The 16,329-nt window shown below is 65.6% G+C and carries 12 protein-coding genes and 2 tRNA genes; 9 read left to right on the top strand and 5 right to left on the bottom strand.

Annotated elements, in window-relative coordinates:
* Window positions 1-250: 250 nt before the first annotated feature.
* Both B5F70_RS03835 and B5F70_RS03830 read left to right on the top strand, forming a co-directional pair.
* Complete coding sequence (locus tag B5F70_RS03835; RefSeq protein ID WP_087204234.1) at window positions 251-1,609, top strand: C1 family peptidase; 1,359 nt, start codon at window positions 251-253, stop codon at window positions 1,607-1,609.
* The gene (locus tag B5F70_RS03830) at window positions 1,597-2,796 is read left to right on the top strand and encodes a serine hydrolase (RefSeq protein ID WP_087204233.1); all 1,200 of its coding nucleotides are present in this window, start codon (window positions 1,597-1,599) and stop codon (window positions 2,794-2,796) included. Before B5F70_RS03835 ends, B5F70_RS03830 begins: the two co-directional genes overlap by 13 nt.
* An 89-nt stretch (window positions 2,797-2,885) precedes the next feature.
* On the opposite strand, the gene B5F70_RS03825 is transcribed toward B5F70_RS03830, so the two are convergent.
* From B5F70_RS03825 to B5F70_RS03810, 4 genes are all read right to left on the bottom strand, one after another.
* Entirely contained in the window at window positions 2,886-4,109 is a 1,224-nt protein-coding gene (locus B5F70_RS03825; protein ID WP_241145896.1) for a Wadjet anti-phage system protein JetD domain-containing protein, read from the bottom strand.
* A gap of 92 nt (window positions 4,110-4,201) precedes the next feature.
* Window positions 4,202-5,167: a trimeric intracellular cation channel family protein gene (locus B5F70_RS03820; RefSeq protein ID WP_241145895.1), complete on the bottom strand. Its 966-nt coding sequence runs from the start codon at window positions 5,165-5,167 to the stop codon at window positions 4,202-4,204.
* Between the two features lie 567 nt (window positions 5,168-5,734).
* A tRNA-Ser gene (locus B5F70_RS03815) sits at window positions 5,735-5,825 on the bottom strand.
* Window positions 5,826-5,875: 50 nt separating this feature from the next.
* A tRNA-Ser gene (locus tag B5F70_RS03810) sits at window positions 5,876-5,966 on the bottom strand.
* 218 nt (window positions 5,967-6,184) lie between these two features.
* On the opposite strand from B5F70_RS03810, the gene B5F70_RS03805 reads away from it, so the two are divergent.
* On the top strand, window positions 6,185-7,219 hold the full coding sequence (locus tag B5F70_RS03805; protein WP_087204232.1) for a DUF4013 domain-containing protein: 1,035 nt from the start codon (window positions 6,185-6,187) through the stop codon (window positions 7,217-7,219).
* Between the two features lie 196 nt (window positions 7,220-7,415).
* Entirely contained in the window at window positions 7,416-8,762 is a 1,347-nt protein-coding gene (purB, locus tag B5F70_RS03800; RefSeq protein WP_087204231.1) for an adenylosuccinate lyase, read from the top strand.
* A gap of 197 nt (window positions 8,763-8,959) precedes the next feature.
* Here purB and B5F70_RS03795 read toward each other — a convergent pair whose 3' ends face one another.
* The gene (locus tag B5F70_RS03795) at window positions 8,960-10,525 is read right to left on the bottom strand and encodes a LuxR C-terminal-related transcriptional regulator (protein ID WP_087204230.1); all 1,566 of its coding nucleotides are present in this window, start codon (window positions 10,523-10,525) and stop codon (window positions 8,960-8,962) included.
* Window positions 10,526-10,636: 111 nt separating this feature from the next.
* On the opposite strand from B5F70_RS03795, the gene B5F70_RS03790 reads away from it, so the two are divergent.
* From B5F70_RS03790 to B5F70_RS03770, 5 genes are all read left to right on the top strand, one after another.
* The gene (locus B5F70_RS03790; RefSeq protein WP_087204229.1) at window positions 10,637-11,485 is read left to right on the top strand and encodes a hypothetical protein; all 849 of its coding nucleotides are present in this window, start codon (window positions 10,637-10,639) and stop codon (window positions 11,483-11,485) included.
* Window positions 11,486-11,537: 52 nt separating this feature from the next.
* On the top strand, window positions 11,538-12,131 hold the full coding sequence (locus B5F70_RS03785; protein WP_087204228.1) for an iron-sulfur cluster assembly scaffold protein: 594 nt from the start codon (window positions 11,538-11,540) through the stop codon (window positions 12,129-12,131).
* A gap of 314 nt (window positions 12,132-12,445) precedes the next feature.
* Window positions 12,446-13,168 (top strand): 4Fe-4S binding protein, encoded by a 723-nt coding sequence (locus B5F70_RS03780; RefSeq protein ID WP_087204227.1) that lies wholly within the window; start codon window positions 12,446-12,448, stop codon window positions 13,166-13,168.
* Between the two features lie 16 nt (window positions 13,169-13,184).
* Window positions 13,185-15,440, top strand: coding sequence for an aldehyde ferredoxin oxidoreductase (locus B5F70_RS03775; RefSeq protein WP_087204226.1), 2,256 nt, complete (start codon window positions 13,185-13,187; stop codon window positions 15,438-15,440).
* Between the two features lie 21 nt (window positions 15,441-15,461).
* Window positions 15,462-16,142 (top strand): cytochrome c3 family protein, encoded by a 681-nt coding sequence (locus tag B5F70_RS03770; protein ID WP_087204225.1) that lies wholly within the window; start codon window positions 15,462-15,464, stop codon window positions 16,140-16,142.
* Window positions 16,143-16,329 lie beyond the last annotated feature (187 nt).

Genomic DNA, 16,329 nt, shown 5'->3' with positions numbered 1-16,329 from the left:
GGGTGCCAGAGCTCGCCCGCGCCGTGCGCATTTGGTAACAAACTGGGCGCCGAGCCGGGCAGCCAGCCTGCTCGTCCCGTCAACATGAGAGAATGGAGCCTGACGCCCGGCCCTTGCGTCGGTCCTGTGGCGGCAGCCCTCACCATGCTCATGGTGGTTGGCCGCCCCGCCCGCTGCCCTGAGCGCCCTGCGCCCGGCCATAAGCCCGCGGTGCATCAACCGATTCGCATCCCGTCAGGAAGGACCTGCCATGTCTCATCCGCAACCCGTCACGCCTGCGGACATCGACGCCGCCCGCACGGCCTTTCACGCCGACCGTGCCAACATCGTTGCCAAGAACGCCGTCAGCTCCGTGGGGATCCGCGCCGCCGCGCGCGTGCCCGAGGGCGTCGCCGCCAACCCGCTCACGTTTGATATCGAGGTCAAGCAGGGCAAACGCTGCGACCAGGAGCGCTCCGGCCGTTGCTGGATGTTTGCGAGCCTCAACACCATGCGCTACCGCATCATCCAGACGTACCACCTCGAGACATTCGAGCTCAGCCAGGCCTACCCGCTCTTTTGGGACAAACTCGAGAAGAGCAACTGGTTTTTGGAGAGCATTCTCGATACGCTCGACGAGCCGCTCGACGGGCGGCTGGTGAGCTATCTGCTTGCCGATCCGGTGGGCGACGGCGGCCAGTGGGATATGTTCAAGAGCCTCGTCAAGAAATACGGCGTGGTGCCCAAGGAGGCCATGCCGGAGACCGCCTGCTCGCGCAACACCCGCGAGCTCGATTCCTACCTCACGCGGTATCTCCGCGGCGCGGCCAAGCGCCTGCGCGAGAGCGCTGCGGCGGGCGTGGATGCCGAGGACCTCGCCGCGCTCAAGCGCACGATGGTGGGCGAGGTCTACCGGCTGCTCGTCACGTGCCTGGGCGAGCCGCCGGCGACCTTCGACGTGCGCCTGCGCGATAAGGAGCATGCGCTCGTGCTTTCCGGCACCTTTACGCCGAGGGAGTTCTTCGACCGCGCGGTGGGCATGCGCCTCGACGACTATGTCTCGCTCATCTCGGCGCCAACGGCAGACAAGCCGTTTGGGCACGTCTACACGGTAAGCCGTTTGGGCAACGTGGTGGAAGACGGCGGTGTCCGGTATCTCAACCTGCCGCTCGAGCGCCTCAAGCAGGTGGCGATAGCCCAGCTGCGCGACAACGCGCCGGTGTGGTTTGGATGCGATGTGGGGCAGAGTTACCTGCGTGACGAGGGAATGATGGACACGGCGGCGCTCGATGTGGATGCGCTGTTTGGCTTTGCGGTCGAAGGCTGCATGGACCGCGCCGCGCGCCTCGCGTACGGCGAGTCACTCATGACGCACGCGATGGTGCTCGAGGGCGTGAACCTCGACGCCGACGGGCGCCCGACGCTCTGGAAGGTCGAGAACAGCTGGGGTGCCGATCATGGGCGCGACGGGTTTGACACCTTGTCCGATGCATGGTTTGACGAATACGTCTACCAGGTGGTGGTCGACAAGAAGTATCTGACGGACGAGGAGCGCGCCGCGTTTGAGGCCGAGGAGCCGCGCGTGCTCGCGCCGTGGGATCCCATGGGGTCGCTCGCATGCGCGCGCTGAGCCGTCGGGAGACGGACGGCTCGCGCTGTATGAGCCGGCGCGGGTTTGTGGGCGCGCTGGGATTCTCGGCGCTCGCCGGCGTGGGTCTTGCGACGGGGTGCACGCCCCGGGCGCAAGCCGGCGGATCGGGCTCGCTCGCATACGGTTCGGCAGCGCGCCGCGCAAGCGGCTCGGCAGAGACGGAGGCAGCGGCAGAAGAGGAAGAGGGCGCCAGGCGTGCGTCTTCGCGTCTGGCGCATTTCGACCTGGCCGCGATTCCCGCTGCGCCCGAGCTTGCCGCGTTTGCCCTCGAAGGGGGCGCGCATGCAACGGGCGCGCCCTCGCTTACCGCGGATGCGACGGCTTCTATCGGCGCCGCCATCGCCACCGTCCAGACGATGGGCAGCCTGAGTCTGGTGCTTCTCGATACGGTGACGGGTGCGGGCGCGTCCTACGGTACCGATACCGTGGTGTATGGGGCGAGCTCCTTTAAGGCGCCCTATGCCGCCTACGTGTTGCGCGAGCTGGTAGAGCCCGGTACCGTATCGCTCGACACGGGCTGCATCGTGTCTCCCAACAGCTGGTACGACGGGACGTACGGCATCGTGGGCGCCACGTTTACGGTGCGCGAGCTCATCCAGGCGCTGGTGCTCGACTCGGATAACGACGCCTTCCGCATTCTGCACGACAACCTGGACGGTCTGGGGTACCTTTCGTGGGCCGATAGTCTGTTTGGTGCGGGGGTGATAGACCCCATCACGCCGTTCCAAAACGTGTCGGCGCGCACGATGGTGCGGGCATGGAGCTATATCTGGACGTATATCGAGACGGAGAGCGTGCTTGCCACCTGGCTTGCCCAAATGCTCGCGGCGACGAACCACTCGTTTATACGCGACGCGCTGGGCGTTCCGGCCGGGGTGGCGCCGACGGCGCCCCTCGACGCCGCCACGCCCGCAGCCGACGCCGTCACGCTTGACGCTACCGTTCAAACCGAAACGCCGTTGGGCTCTGTGCGCGTGTGGAACAAAGCGGGTTGGGTCGGGGGCGACGTCCTCTACAACTCCACCTCGGATGCAGGCGTGGTGCAGGTGGGGAGCACGCCGTATCTTGTCTGCGCCATGTCGAACATGTCCTATGGGGACGCGTCGGCCGCGGCGCTCGAGGCCGTTATCTCGTCGGCGCTCGCCGGATTGGTTGCAGCGGGCTAGGAAAACAGCGATTGATTCCAGCCGGCTGGCGCGTGTGGGCGCGGGTTGTCGAGCGGTGCTAGTTGGCGAAACCCCGTGCGCCCGCTGCGCTACAGGTCCTCTGCGGTCACCGACTCCTGCGGGATGAGGCGCGCCCCTTCGAGGACGGCCTCAAGATAGGCGAGCTCGCTCTCAGTCAGGTAGGGGGCGAGCAGCTCGGTGCCGGTGATGGGCACGTTGACTTGATCGGTCTCCTCGTTTGAGAGCGGGTCGGGGTAGCGCTTCTGCGCTCGTTTGAGCATGAGCCGGTAGGCGGGCATAAAGGGCTCGACCGTCACGCGCCCGTCCTCCCCCGCGCTCGCCGCAAGGCTCGCCAGAATCTCGAGCCCCGCCCGATCGATGTCGCCCCAGTACATAACGTGCAGGTCCTCGGCGGCAAGGGTGTCGACGAGCCGCTCGAGATGGCTCGGCTCCCGCGCGAGCGTGCCGTTGCCAAACACCACCCCGTGCACGCGCTCGCCGAGGATGCGCTTGCGCCCGTCCAGAAAGAGGGCGTTGCGCATGTTGACCCAGGGGTCGAGGTTCTCGCTCACCACCAAGCGCGCGTGCCGGTGGTGTTTGGGCATAAAGCACTGCATGTCAAACCTCAGAGAGGGACGCACGTTGAGCAGGTCGGTCAGCCCCATAAGGCGCAGCAGCTTGCGGCCGTCGGACTCGGGTGCCAAAAACTTCTCGTCCCCAAAGATGCGATACGAGAGCTCGCGCAGGCTCAGGGTGCCGTCGCCGAGGGCGGGCTTGCCGGCGAGCGCCGCGTCAAGCGCCCGCAGCTCTGTCTCGTAACGCACAAAGGCGTCGGGCGTGCTGAGGAGCCAGCCATTCAGCCACAAGCGCGGATCGAGGCCGATGATGTGGCTGCGCACCTGCGTGAGCTCGGGGGTCTGACGGCGCACGCAGCTGAGGCGGCCGAGCGACCGGTCGGGACGCTTGGCGCGCGCGATGGTGGTGGGGCCGGTCTTTGCAATCTGCTTTTGCGGGGCGGAAGTCTTTTGCCTGTCCGAGTCCGGGGCGGAGGAGAGGTTGATGCGGTACCCTCCCTCGTCTTGGGCGACCACCACCTGCGCCGCCTTCAGCGCGTCGCAGCAGCCGGCATCGCCCCCGCGCTCCACAACGGCCTGCAGGAGCTCGTCGGCCTCGACCGTTTTGCTGCGCAGGCGCACGAGCGCGCTCGCTATCCCACTTGCCTTGCCGCGGTGTTCGTCCGGCAGCGTCTTGGCGATCACCTTGGCGGTGGTGGTCACCAGCCGCTGCTCCTCTTCCGTTAGTTTGTGACCCATAGAGATCCCTTCTGCGGTGCGTGCACCACATAGGATACCGTCTCGTGCGGACAAAGAAACGCACAGATGTTCGTGTTTTGCGGCATGGTCGGCTAGATGTCGAGCTTGCGCTGGGCGCGCTTGCGCCGATGTCGCTTCAGGCGGTCGAGGGCGGCTTGGCGGCGCTCGAGCTCGCGGCGGCGGTCGATATCGTCGAGCGTGCGATGCCGACGGCGGGCGAGCTCCGCGGCGGAGCGGTCGGGACGGTCGATGCGGGGCTTGGCGGCGGGCGCCTCCGCACGGGCCGCGTCCTCGGCGGCGTCCGCGGTGCGGCGACGGCCGTGGCGTCGCGGCACCATGTGGCTCAGGTCGACCTCGGTGGGGCTCATGATGTTGTAGCGGAGCGATAGCCAGCGCAGGCCCATGGTCACGGCGACGCAGACCACAACGCCTACGGTGTGCGAGACGCCGAGTGCGGCAAGCGCCACGTATACGCCGGCGCCCGCGATGGCGGCGAGGGCGTAGAGGTTGCTGCGCTGAAAGATGTAGGGCACCTCGCCCAAGAAGACGTCGCGCAGCATGCCGCCGCCCACACCGGTAAAGAAGCCCATGGTGATGCAGATGATGGGGTTAAATCCGTAGACGAGGGCCTTGTCGGCGCCCGTCGCGGCATAGAGGCCCACGGCAAAGATGTCGAGCACGGCGATGAGGCGGTCCTGCTTGGCCACCACGGAGGGCGCGATGAACACGATGGCCGCGGTGAGGATGGCAGCGGGCATGGCGAGGGGCTGGTTGAGGATGTAGACGTCGCCCACCTGGAGGGTCATGTCGCGCAGAAGGCCGCCGCCCAGGCTGCAGAGGGCGGCAAGGCAGACGGCGCCCACGAGGTCGAGTTTCTTCTCGCGTGCGGTGAGCGCACCCGACACCGAGGCGACGACGATGGCGATCAGCTCGATCCACACGGGCACGGCGACAGGGGCCTCAAGGGCGCCGCTGACCACCGGAACGGCGAGCAGGGCGGGGGCACAGGCATCGGCGAGCAGAGCCGGTGCACAAGCGTTGGCGAACAGTGAGGACACGCGCGTTCCTTACCAGTCAGAGGTGATGGGCCCCGTATATCTTAGCGAGCGACGAGGACGCCGCGGGTGAGATTGTGCGGGCAGATGGAGCGCAGCGGTTTGAATCTGAAAAATGTTCAGATGAGAGGCCCGCCCGTCGCGGGCCCCGCACCCTGCGCGTCGCCTTCCAGTTAGCGGCTGCGGGACAGCCGGCCGCACCCCGCATCTCCGGCGCGCCACCGCGCTTTGCTCCCCGGTGAGCGAGTCATCACGCCCCGACCGTACATTAGGGCGTACATTGCCGCGCATTTTGCCCGAGCCGCGGGACATTTCTCGGGCAAAGAACCCGGCAATGTGCGCGCGAATGTACGGTCGGTAAAATCGCAGGTAGCGAGGCGTACAATTCTCGTCGCAATGTACCCGTCCGCCGGTTTCGGCCCCCGCAGCGCACATCCGGGTTCATTGCGCGGGATTATGTACAGGCGCCCCGGCAAAAGGCTCTGCAATGTACGGGGATGTGCACCCGTGCAGGGCGGCGGCGCATGAAAAACCCGACCGCGGCGGGTCGGGTGTACTGAGCATATAAAATGGCGGAGGAGGAGGGATTCGAACCCTCGTGACCTTATACAGGCCAAACGGTTTTCGAGACCGCCGCATTCAACCACTCTGCCACCCCTCCGCATGGGGTGAAACGGCGCACCCGGTGGGGTACGCCGCGCGGTAAGCAACTGGCGGAGAGTCAGGGATTTGAACCCTGGAGACGGTTTTGCCGCCTACACGATTTCCAATCGTGCTCCTTCGGCCACTCGGACAACTCTCCGTTCAAGCACAGGCAATTGTACCGTAAACCCCGCGCGTTGCAAATGCGCTTTTTTTGAAGAGCGGCTGAGAGCTTAATAAATACTTAGCTCAGGCAAAAGTAGCGCTTAAAGGACCAAACGAATACCTATGGCACGGCACGCTGCGGGTACACTGCAAGCGTGACTTCGCCGACGCGGCGCCACCTGCGCCTGCGCCGGGCAGTGGGGAGGATGCGTCATGCTTTCACATGAACTGGGTTTTGCGACCTCGTGGAAAATGCTCACGCACGAGCGCGGGTGGATTGTTCCTCTGTGTCTTCTTGCCTTGGTGGGGTGGATTCCCATCTTGGGACAGATCGTGGTCTTGGGCTACGCCTATGAATGGGCGCGCTTTACCGCATGGGGGGTCGATACCGCTCCGCGCCGGCATAACATCGATTACGGCAAGTTGTTTGCCACGGGCGGCCGCGCGTTTCTCATCTTGCTTATGATGGGGCTCACGGTACGTGCCGTGCTCGCGTTCATGGGGTTCGCCCGCCTCGGTCACGTGCTGCACTTCTTGCCCTTGGGCTCGGGCCTCTCGGTCTCGGCGCTGGTGGAGGGTGTGGCCGACCTCTCCCTCTGGGGTATCGTCGCCCTTGTTGTCGGGCTCTTTTTGGGGACGTTTCTGATGGCGGCCATGATGCGCGCCACGCTCTACGACGGGTTTGCCGCCGGCTGGCGCGTCGATCGCCTCTGCCAGATGATTGCGCGCGACCCGGCAGGGTTTTGCAAGGTATGGCTCATCTCGCTTATCGGCAGTGCCCTCAGTATCGCGTACACCCTTGTTTGCGCGGCGGTGTTTGGCTCGCTCGCCTTTGGCGGCGTTCTCTCATACGCGCGCCACGGCGGCATCATAGTATACGGCGGTCACGACCTCTTTGCACTCGAGCAGCTCGCCTCATGGGGTGCCGGCCCCATCATCTTTGCGCTCCTGTTGTTTGTGGCGGCGCTCTTCTTTTACGGGGTGATCTCGGTCGCCATGCAGCTGGTCTCGGTCAACGCCGTGGGGCAATGGTTCTGCCGCTTTGAGGTGGGGCGCTGGGGCGCCTCGGCCGACCCGCTGCCCGAGGGCGTGCCCGCAGGCGGGACGGGTGGCTCTGCGCGGCCCACGTCGCCGGTCACCCCGGTGCCGCCATCGTCTGAGCCTGCGCGGAGCGACGCATCTTCCGGGACGGGGTCAAACGATGCGGCCACCTCCTACTGGGATGACGATACGCCGGTAAACGTATAGAGAAGCGGCTCGTGTGGTGGCGCAGGTCGGAACGCAGGTTGGCGCGCGTATGGGCACAGCGCTTGTTTGCGCTGCTTGTGCGCCTGCGCCCCCGGGGTTCTGCGTGCGGTGAGCATGCCGTACAATAAACGGGTTCAACGAACGCGCGGCGCGACCTGCTGGTGCGCGCCCTGGCCGATGCGCAAAGGAGCTCGCCATGATCGATCGCTACACCCGTCCCGAGATGGGCCACATCTTCTCGCTCGAGAACAAGTACGCCATCTGGCAGGAAATCGAGGTGCTCGCGTGCGAGGCGCAAGCCGAGCTCGGCAACATCGGCATCACGCGCGAGGAAGCCCAGTGGATCCGCGACCACGCCCGCTTCAATAAGGACGAGGTCGACGCCATCGAGGCTGTCACCAATCACGACGTCATCGCGTTTCTCACCAACATGGGAGAGTACATCGACGCCGAGGTTCCCGAGGGCGAGCCCAAGCCCAGCCGCTGGGTCCACTTTGGCATGACGAGCTCCGACCTCGGTGACACGGCGCTCTGCTATCAGCTCGTGCAGGCGACCGATATCCTCATCGAGGACGTGCAGAAGCTCGGCGCCATCTGCAAGCGCCGCGCGTTTGAGGAGCGCAACACGCTCTGCGCTGGCCGCACGCACGGCATCCATGCCGAGCCCATGACGTTTGGCATGAAGTTTGGCAGCTGGGCCTGGGAGCTCAAGCGCGACCTCGACCGCCTGCGCGACGCCCGCGCCAACGTCGCCTTTGGTGCCATCTCCGGTGCGGTGGGCACTTACTCCTCCATCGATCCGTTTGTGGAGGAGTACGTCTGCGAGCACCTCGGTCTGGTGCACGACCCGCTGTCCACGCAGGTCATCAGCCGCGACCATCACGCCTATCTTGCCGGCGTGCTCGCCACCACGGCCGCTACGTGCGAGCGCATCGCCACCGAGATCCGCAACCTGCAGAAGACCGATACCCTTGAGGCCGAGGAGCCCTTCAAGAAGGGCCAGAAGGGGTCGAGCGCCATGCCGCACAAGCGCAACCCGATCACCATGGAGAAGGTCTGCGGCCTCTCGCGCGTGGTGAAGGCCAACGCGCAGGTCGCCTTTGACAACGTCGCCCTCTGGCATGAGCGTGACATCAGCCACTCCTCCGCCGAGCGCGTGGCGCAGGCCGATAGCTTCATCGCGCTCGACCACATGTTCCAGTGCCTCATCCGCGTGGTGGACGGCCTCATCCTCTACCCCGAGCAGATGCTCGCGAACCTCAACAAGACCCGCGGCCTCATCTTCTCGTCCAAGGTGCTGCTCGCCCTCGTGGAGACGGGCATCACGCGCGAGGAGGCCTACGCCATCGTGCAGGAGAACGCCATGGCCACGTGGCGCGAGGTGCAGCAGTGCGCCGGCGGCACGACCTTCCGCGAGAAGCTCGAGGCGGACCCGCGCTGCACGGTCGCGCCCGAGAAGCTCGACGAGATCTTCGATCCGTGGGACTTCCTCACGCGCATCGACCGCGTCTTCGATCGTCTGGAGGAGCTTGACTTCGCGTAGCGCGTTGGGTTCGCTTCTGTGCAAGAAACCATTTCGACGGCCAGCTGAAATGCTGGCCGTCGGCTTAACAGAGTTGAAGTAAACCATATTGCTTCAACCGATGAAAATCTACAGGTGCAGCAACGCGCTGCGCGGGCGTCCCCTGCGGTCTGTCGTGTCTGCCGCCAAAAGGGAATCTTTAGTTGGTGGGGGCGCCGCTACCCGCCGTATTCGTTGAGGTAATCGAGGATCTCCTGGCGCGAGTGCAGGTCGGTCTTGTCGTAGATGCGCTTGATGTGCGTGTGCACGGTGTTCTGCGAAAGGTGGAGCTCCTCGCTCACGCGGGCCTGCGTATGGCCGAGGGCGTAGAGCGTGAGGACCTCGACCTCGCGCCCGGTGAGGCCAAAGCGCTGCCCCATGGCAATGACCGAGGTCGCGATGTACACCTCGGGCGAGGGTGCCGGCGCCGCCTCGGGTACCGGCGCGGTCGTTGCGACCTCGGGTACCGTGCTCGTATCCGGCTCGCCGGCGTCATCCGCCGATGCCTGCGCTTGCGAGAAGCGAAACACGCCCATGGGCACGTAGTTGCCGCTGCGCGCAGGGTCGGATAGCAGCTGCGTAAACACGAGCTGGGTGGCAGCGAGTGTGCAGAGGCCCATCAGGGCGATAACGGGCGCGCGGTCGCCCGGCGCGGCGGCGCCGATGAGGGTGCCGAGGGCGGCGCCGAGCACTTGGAAACCAAAGAGCGCGATCCATGCACCGGCTGCGTATACGTAGGGGTCGCGCTCGCCGTAGCTCGCGAAGGCGACCGCAAGATAGCACACGTGGGCTTGGAGCAGCAGAAGCACGGCGGCGCAGAGCGCCCCGCCGACGTACGTGCATCCCGCGCCGAGGGCGAGCAGCACCGTACCGGTGCCCATCATGAGGCCGAGGGCGATCCAGATGGTGGCGACGAGAGAGCGCTCGCGCTCGGCAAGTGCGTAGCGGGCGATGAGGAGGCTCGCCGCCCCGGCCGTGAGGGCGGTGATGATGCGCGCCGCTACCGTGAGCCCGGCCGAGCCCTCAACCGAAAGGGTGAGGGTGCCCGCGAGACCGCCGGCAAGCGCCATGCCGCAGACGCCGGTGAGCGCGGCGGCGAGATACCCGCGGTCGGAGAACCGCTCGACACTGGTGCCAAAGTACAGTTCGGGCAGGGCGGGCAGCGCCTCGCCAGGGGCGGCGGTCTTGCGCGAGGCGCGCGTCGTCGCAAATTGCGCGAACGAGAAGGCAAACGTAGCGATATGGCGCACAAGAGGGCCGGCTATACCGAGGAAAAACACCAGCAGGGTGGCGGCGGCTACGGCGCCAAATACGACGAGCGAGACATGCGTGGCAGCCGTGGCGCGCAGTTTGCGGAGCCAAAAGAACGCCAAGAGCGCGCTGCCCGATCCGCTTGCCGCCTGCAAGGCGAGCTCCACGAGGCCGTGCGCGTCTGCCTGCGTCGCATCGAGAAAGGCGAGACCGAGCGCCCCGATGCCCGCAACATGGATGGCGATAAACGTGATGAGAAAGATGGCGCGCTTGGGCAGGCGCTTGAGGTGCAGTGCCGCGGCGCCTACGGCAAGCGCGGCGACACAGGTGACGAGCGTCGCGGCGCCATCGAACGTTGGCGATAGGCCGGCAAGGTGACCCTGCTGCACGGTGAGCGAGAAGCTCGCGAGGGCGAGCGCGAGGCCGGCAAGGGCGGGTGCGAGCGCGCTCCGGGCCTCAGTGCTCACGGACTCATCCGATGACGCTTGCGCCATGTCCTGCCTCCTCTCGACGTGTCACCCGTACGGGTCACCTCTTTTGGGTGATAGGAAGTATACCTTGTACTAAACTGTGTTGCACGAGTACGAAAGAGCGGGAGGGGAGCTATGACCGATACAGCGGAGGTCGGCTTGGCCGCGCTAAGTGATGCGGCGGCGGTTTCAACCGGTTCAGAGGGGACGCTCCTCGCGGCGGCGTCTGGGGTTGAAGCCGCGGGCGCGCCGTCGCCTCAGGTGCCCGATGCGTGTGATCCCGAGGAGCCCACGCCCGAGGAGCTCGCCGAGATTCACGCACACAACGCGTGGGTGCGCGCGCTCGACGCGGCGCTCACCGACATCCGCCAGCGCTCCTACGAGGGAAAACTCACCACGATGGCGCGGTGGCGCAAGCGCTCGGTCGCACCCGAGGGCATGAGCGCCCAGGAATTCGAGCAGAAGTTCGCCGCCTATCTCGACGAGCATGAGCACGCCGAGGCCAAGCCGGTTATGGGGCGCTTGGCGGCACCCAAGCCGCTCGCGGTTGAGCTCGAGGGCCGCGAGGTCCCCGAGGACGAGCCGCTGCCCGAGCCCTCGGTGGTCGACATCGCGCTCATGCAGGGCAAGAAGGCCACGTATCTCTACTCGGCCGCTCTTCTCTCGCACAGCTTTGCCAAGGCGCTCTACCATACCGCCGAGGATAACGACGTCGCCACGTTTGTCGACGTGGTGCGCACCGAATCGAGCACGTATCCGCGCCCCGTGGGCATCGACAGCTTTATGAACCCGCCGTATCTCTGGGCCCCCTCGCGCACGCGCGAGGTCTACCAGAAGACCATCGCGACGTCCTCCTTCAAGGACATACACGAGACGCATGCAAGCAACGGGCGCACCTATTACTACTCCGATATGTATCTCTCCGAGGCGCAGGCGCGCTCTCTTGCCGAGTGGTACGGCGTCGAGCAGCAGCGCAATCCGTAATGCCCGCACCGTTTGTTACCCTGACTACCTGCCCATACGAGAAAGGGGCCCCATGGCTAGGAACCGCCTTACCGAGGACACGCCGTTTCTGCGGACGCCCGATATGTACCAGATAGAGAAGGACGCGCCCATCTCTGAGTACGATAAGAAGACCATCGACCTTATCGCCGACGCCGCCAACGGGGGCATTCCCGACGGCGCCAACGTCTTCTGCAGCGTGGGCAAAGAGAAGCGCGGCACCGTGCAGATGCAGCTCTTTGCCCAGATCGATCCCGAGACCGCGACGTTTGGCGAGGTCGGTTTCCGCAGTCACGGCTGCTTGGCGGCGATCGCGTGCGCGACGGCCCTCGCCTCGCTTCTGCGCGGCAAGACCGTCGAGCAGGCGCTCGCTATCACGCGGGAAGACATCGAGGGGCTTACCGGCCCTCTGCCGACGAGCCGCAATTACACCCTCATCTTTGCGCTCGAGGCGGTGCGCGCGCTGGTGGGAGACTACTACTTGCGCGTCTGCCACTATACGCTCGCCGAGCTCGACCGGGACCTGCCGTGCACGCGCCTCTCGGTGCCGTGCATGATTACCGAGAATTGCTCGCTGCGCGACAGTCGCGTGGATCAGGAGCTCCGCGAGGCGGGGGAGATCGTCTAGGGCCGAGCATCCAGACGTCTACGTGTCCCACGCGCCGCCGGGCGGCAACGAGAGGCTCGCTGCGATGCGGGTGCCGGTTATGCCCGGCGCCGTTTTGTGGCCCATACCATGCCAAAATGCGAGAGGTCACCCCAAACAGGTGACAAGCGCCGGCGGTAATTCTGCACCAAAACGCGCAAATTACCCGTAACAAGGTGAAGCCCGGCGCGATGCATAGGTGACAATGGTACACGGCGAATTGCGCGCCATCGCCAGGCGCGCGCGTCATATCGATCCACGGCGGGGAACCGCCGTAACCAGTAGGGGAGGGAACTATGAAAGAGAACACCACCACAGAGCTGGTGGGCTCGGGCGCGGATCGCCTCGAATCCTTCTTCACCCGTCGCGGGTTTGTGAAGGTCTCGGGCGCGTTCGTGGCGAGCATGGTGGCGCTCGGCCTGCTCCCGGAGGAGGCGGCTGCGACGCCGACGAGCTCCATGGGCGACCTGGATTACTACGCCACGCCGTCCCACGTGCTCAAGGTGAACCGCGCTCGCTGCACCGGATGCCAGCGCTGCGAGATGGCCTGCACGCTCGCCCTCGACGGCGTGAGCCAGCCGGCTGCCGCGCGCATCCACGTGCACGACGGCTACCAGTACGGCAAGGAGCTCGGTAGCGGCGACGGCATCTTCTACTCCATGGAGTGGACCATCCGCACCTGCTACATGTGCAAGACCGCCCTGTGCCAGACCGCGTGCCCGCACGGCGCCATCATCACCAACGACAACGGCGTCCGCGTGGTGGACGAGGACAAGTGCGTCGGCTGCGGTGCCTGCGTCGCCGCCTGCCCGTACGACATGCCGCGCGTGAACACCGTTACCGGTAAGTCCCGCAAGTGCGTTGCCTGCGGCCGCTGCGCCGCGCAGTGCCCCAACGGCGCCATCGAGCTCATCGAGTGGGAGGACGTCAGCCATTCGTCTGGCCCGACCCGTCAGGAGAATCCGTACCCGCTCGTAGGCGAGCAGCAGGACTTCGTCGGCGGCGGCCACGTCGCTTAAAGATTGGAGATACGCAATGGCTGATACTGCCACCTATGGTTCTTACGGTTGGGCGGGCCAGATCGCGCGCGTCAACCTCACGACGGGTGATATCTCCGTCGAGTCTGACGAGGCCATGCAGGCCGATTACATCGGCGGCATGGGCTTTGCCAACAAGATCATGTATGACGAGGTGCCCGCCGGCACCGCATGGGACGCGCCCGAGAACAAGGCCGTTCTCGCCGTCGGCCCGCTGACCGGCTCCGGTGTGCCCCTGGGCGGCCGCTCCACGTGGGCGACGCTCTCCACGTTCACCAAGGACTACCTCGTGGTCGACGCGCACTGCGGCGGCCAGCTCGGTGCCACCCTCAAGTTCTCCGGCCACGACGGCCTCATCATCGAGGGCGCTTCCGAGAAGCCGGTCTACATCTTGATCGACGATGACAAGATCTCGATCGAGGACGCCTCCGCCGTGTGGGGCAAGGGTACCCGCGAGACCACCGAGGCGCTCTGCAAGAAGCACGGTCTCGAGGCCTGCGTCGCCACCATCGGCCCGGCCGGCGAGAACCTGCTGCCCTACGCGTGCGTCATGAACTCCCGTAGCCACTCCGCGGGCGCGGGTCTGGGCGCGGTGCTCGGTTCCAAGAAGTGCAAGGCCGTCGTCGTCAAGGGCACCAAGGCCGTGAACGTCGCCGACCCGCAGATGGTCGCCGACCTCTCCGACTACATGATCGCCCAGGTCCTCGGCTCCAACAACAACCACGTCGTGCCGTCGACCCAGCAGTCCTGGGCCGAGTACTACGACTCCGGCTCGCGTTGGACCGCACGCAAGGGCCTCTACTGGGCAGCTGCCGAGGGCGGCCCCATCGAGACCGGCGAGCCCAAGCCCTTTGAGCCCAACACCATGGGCTACCGCTGCATGAAGTCCACCAAGGACCTCGGCCCCGAGGCGGAGAAGTACACCGTCAAGATGGCCGGTTGCCACGGCTGCCCGGTGCGTTGCTACTCGCAGATCCAAGATCCGCGCGTGTACGAGGCGACGGGCTACCAGTCCTCGGGCAACACCTGCGTGCCCAACTTCCCGTTCTCGAGCTACATGCAGCCCATCATGAAGGCCCAGGGCATCAAGACGGAGGAGGGCACCAACACCGACACCTCCGTCTTCTACGATCAGCTCATCTCCAACACGGTCGACGACCTCGGTCTGTGGTGCAACTACGCGCAGCTCTACCGCGACATCGCCTGGACCTACACCAAGGGCATCCTCGCTGAGCACTGCACGCCCGAGCAGATGGCCGAGTACAACTTCGACGCCATCGTGAACGACGGCGACCCGACGTCCTTCATCAAGATCCTCTGCGACATCGCCGAGAACGACGTGGAGAACAAGCCGATCGCGCTTCTTGGCCACGGCCCGATCGTGTGGTGCAAGGAGTGGGACCACATGGAGTGGTTCGACAACGCGACCTCCTGCCTCATCAACTACCGTGGCTGGCCCGTCCACCACGCCATCGAGTGCTTCGGCCAGACCGGCGGCCTCTACAACATGGTGTTCAACCGCGACGACATGATTCACTCCGCGGTGAACTTCCAGGGCTGCGGTCTTCCCATCGACCTCAAGAAGGAGATGGCGGCCGAGATGTGGGGTTCCGAGGACGCGATCGACCCCAACAAGGACTACACGCCCATGAACGAGTACAAGGCGGAGTTCGCTTGGTGGAGCATCGTCACCGACGTGCTGCATGACTGTCTGACGCTCTGCAACTGGGTGTGGCCGATGGCTATGGCGCCCGCCAAGGAGCGCAGCTACCGCGGCGACCTTGACCTCGAGGCTCAGTTCTACACCGCGGTCACCGGCCAGGAGATCACCATCGACGACCTTTACAAGGCCGCCGAGCGCGTCATGACCCTCCAGCGCGCCAACACCGCCCGCGGCATGACCGATGCCGACGGCAACATGGGCTGCAACGACTTCCGCAACGTCCACGACACCATCACCGAGTGGCCGTTCACGAAGGACCCGGACATCGAGCCCTTCACCCCGGGCACCGACAAGATGGAGAAGGAAGACTGGCAGACCGCTCTTACCATGATGTACGAGCGCTTTGGCTGGGACGCCGAGCTCGGCTGCCCGACCAAGGAGTGCCTCGAGGACCTCGGCCTCGACGACGTTGCCTCCGACCTCGAGGAGCTTGGTCTCCTTACCGAGGGCGGCAAGTCCTATGACGAGCGCACCCGCAAGTACGCCGGCGTGCTCGCCGATTACTGCGGCGACAACCCGGCGCTGGCCTAAGCTGCCTGAGAGGAGATACCGATGGCTGACGAGAAGCAGGAGACCACGGCGGCTGAGACCGCTCAGGCTCCTAAGAAGAAGATCAACTGGAAGGCCAAGCGCCTGCCCATCGTGATTGCCGCCGTCGTGGTGGTCACGGTGCTCGGCGTGGCCGGTTGGGCCTGGCGTTCCACCCCGGAGTTCTGCGATCAGCTTTGCCACAACACCATGGGCAAGTACTATCAGAGCTTCGAGAACGACACCACGTCGCTCGCGTACGCCCACAAGGGCGTGGTGGACAACCAGTGCCTTGGCTGCCACGAGCAGACGCTCGGCCAGATGGGCTCGCAGATCCAGGCGCAGCTCTCCGGCAGCTATGACACCCCGCTCGCCAAGGAGAGCTACTCCAACGAGTTCTGCCTGCAGAGCGGCTGCCACTCCGGGGCGGGTGTGATGCCCGGTGCGACCGAGTCCTCCACGGCCGACTTCAGCTTTGATCCGCACAGCGACTACCACGGCGTGCAGCAGTGCAACACCTGCCACCGCATGCACGACCAGAGCGTCTTCACCTGCGCGACCTGCCACCAGGTTGGCGCTTGGGAAGGCGAGGGCGGCGTGCCCGAGGGCTGGACGGTCCAGGACCTCGGTTACGACGGAAAGACCGGTGCGGTGCCCGACGGTTGGACGACCCCCGACCTGTTTGAGGCCACGGTCACCCAGTAACGCTGGCTGACGCCACATGCGCGCCCCCGAGACGGCTCGATGCCTCTCGGGGGCGTTTTCGTATCCACGCGTAAGGACGCAGGCCCGCCCGGCGCCGTCGACGTGGAAACCCTGTGCCACCGGTGCGCTTGCGTCCCGAAACGGGGATAATGGCTGCGATAGAAGCGCCCCACCAAAAGACACGGGG

Origin of the sequence: Collinsella sp. An268 (assembly GCF_002159765.1) — a bacterium.
In the GTDB taxonomy this organism is placed as follows: Bacteria; Actinomycetota; Coriobacteriia; order Coriobacteriales; family Coriobacteriaceae; genus Coprousia.
Note: the sequence above shows the minus strand (reverse complement) of the source record. Positions and strands in the feature narration are given on the sequence as shown.

Coding starts and splice junctions, on each gene's coding strand:
- B5F70_RS03835 (WP_087204234.1), top strand. CDS start 251: ATGTCTCATCCGCAACCCGTCACGCCTGCGGACATCGACGCCGCCCGC.
- B5F70_RS03830 (WP_087204233.1), top strand. CDS start 1,597: ATGCGCGCGCTGAGCCGTCGGGAGACGGACGGCTCGCGCTGTATGAGC.
- B5F70_RS03825 (WP_241145896.1), bottom strand. CDS start 4,109: ATGGGTCACAAACTAACGGAAGAGGAGCAGCGGCTGGTGACCACCACC.
- B5F70_RS03805 (WP_087204232.1), top strand. CDS start 6,185: ATGCTTTCACATGAACTGGGTTTTGCGACCTCGTGGAAAATGCTCACG.
- purB (WP_087204231.1), top strand. CDS start 7,416: ATGATCGATCGCTACACCCGTCCCGAGATGGGCCACATCTTCTCGCTC.
- B5F70_RS03795 (WP_087204230.1), bottom strand. CDS start 10,525: ATGGCGCAAGCGTCATCGGATGAGTCCGTGAGCACTGAGGCCCGGAGC.
- B5F70_RS03790 (WP_087204229.1), top strand. CDS start 10,637: ATGACCGATACAGCGGAGGTCGGCTTGGCCGCGCTAAGTGATGCGGCG.
- B5F70_RS03785 (WP_087204228.1), top strand. CDS start 11,538: ATGGCTAGGAACCGCCTTACCGAGGACACGCCGTTTCTGCGGACGCCC.
- B5F70_RS03780 (WP_087204227.1), top strand. CDS start 12,446: ATGAAAGAGAACACCACCACAGAGCTGGTGGGCTCGGGCGCGGATCGC.
- B5F70_RS03775 (WP_087204226.1), top strand. CDS start 13,185: ATGGCTGATACTGCCACCTATGGTTCTTACGGTTGGGCGGGCCAGATC.
- B5F70_RS03770 (WP_087204225.1), top strand. CDS start 15,462: ATGGCTGACGAGAAGCAGGAGACCACGGCGGCTGAGACCGCTCAGGCT.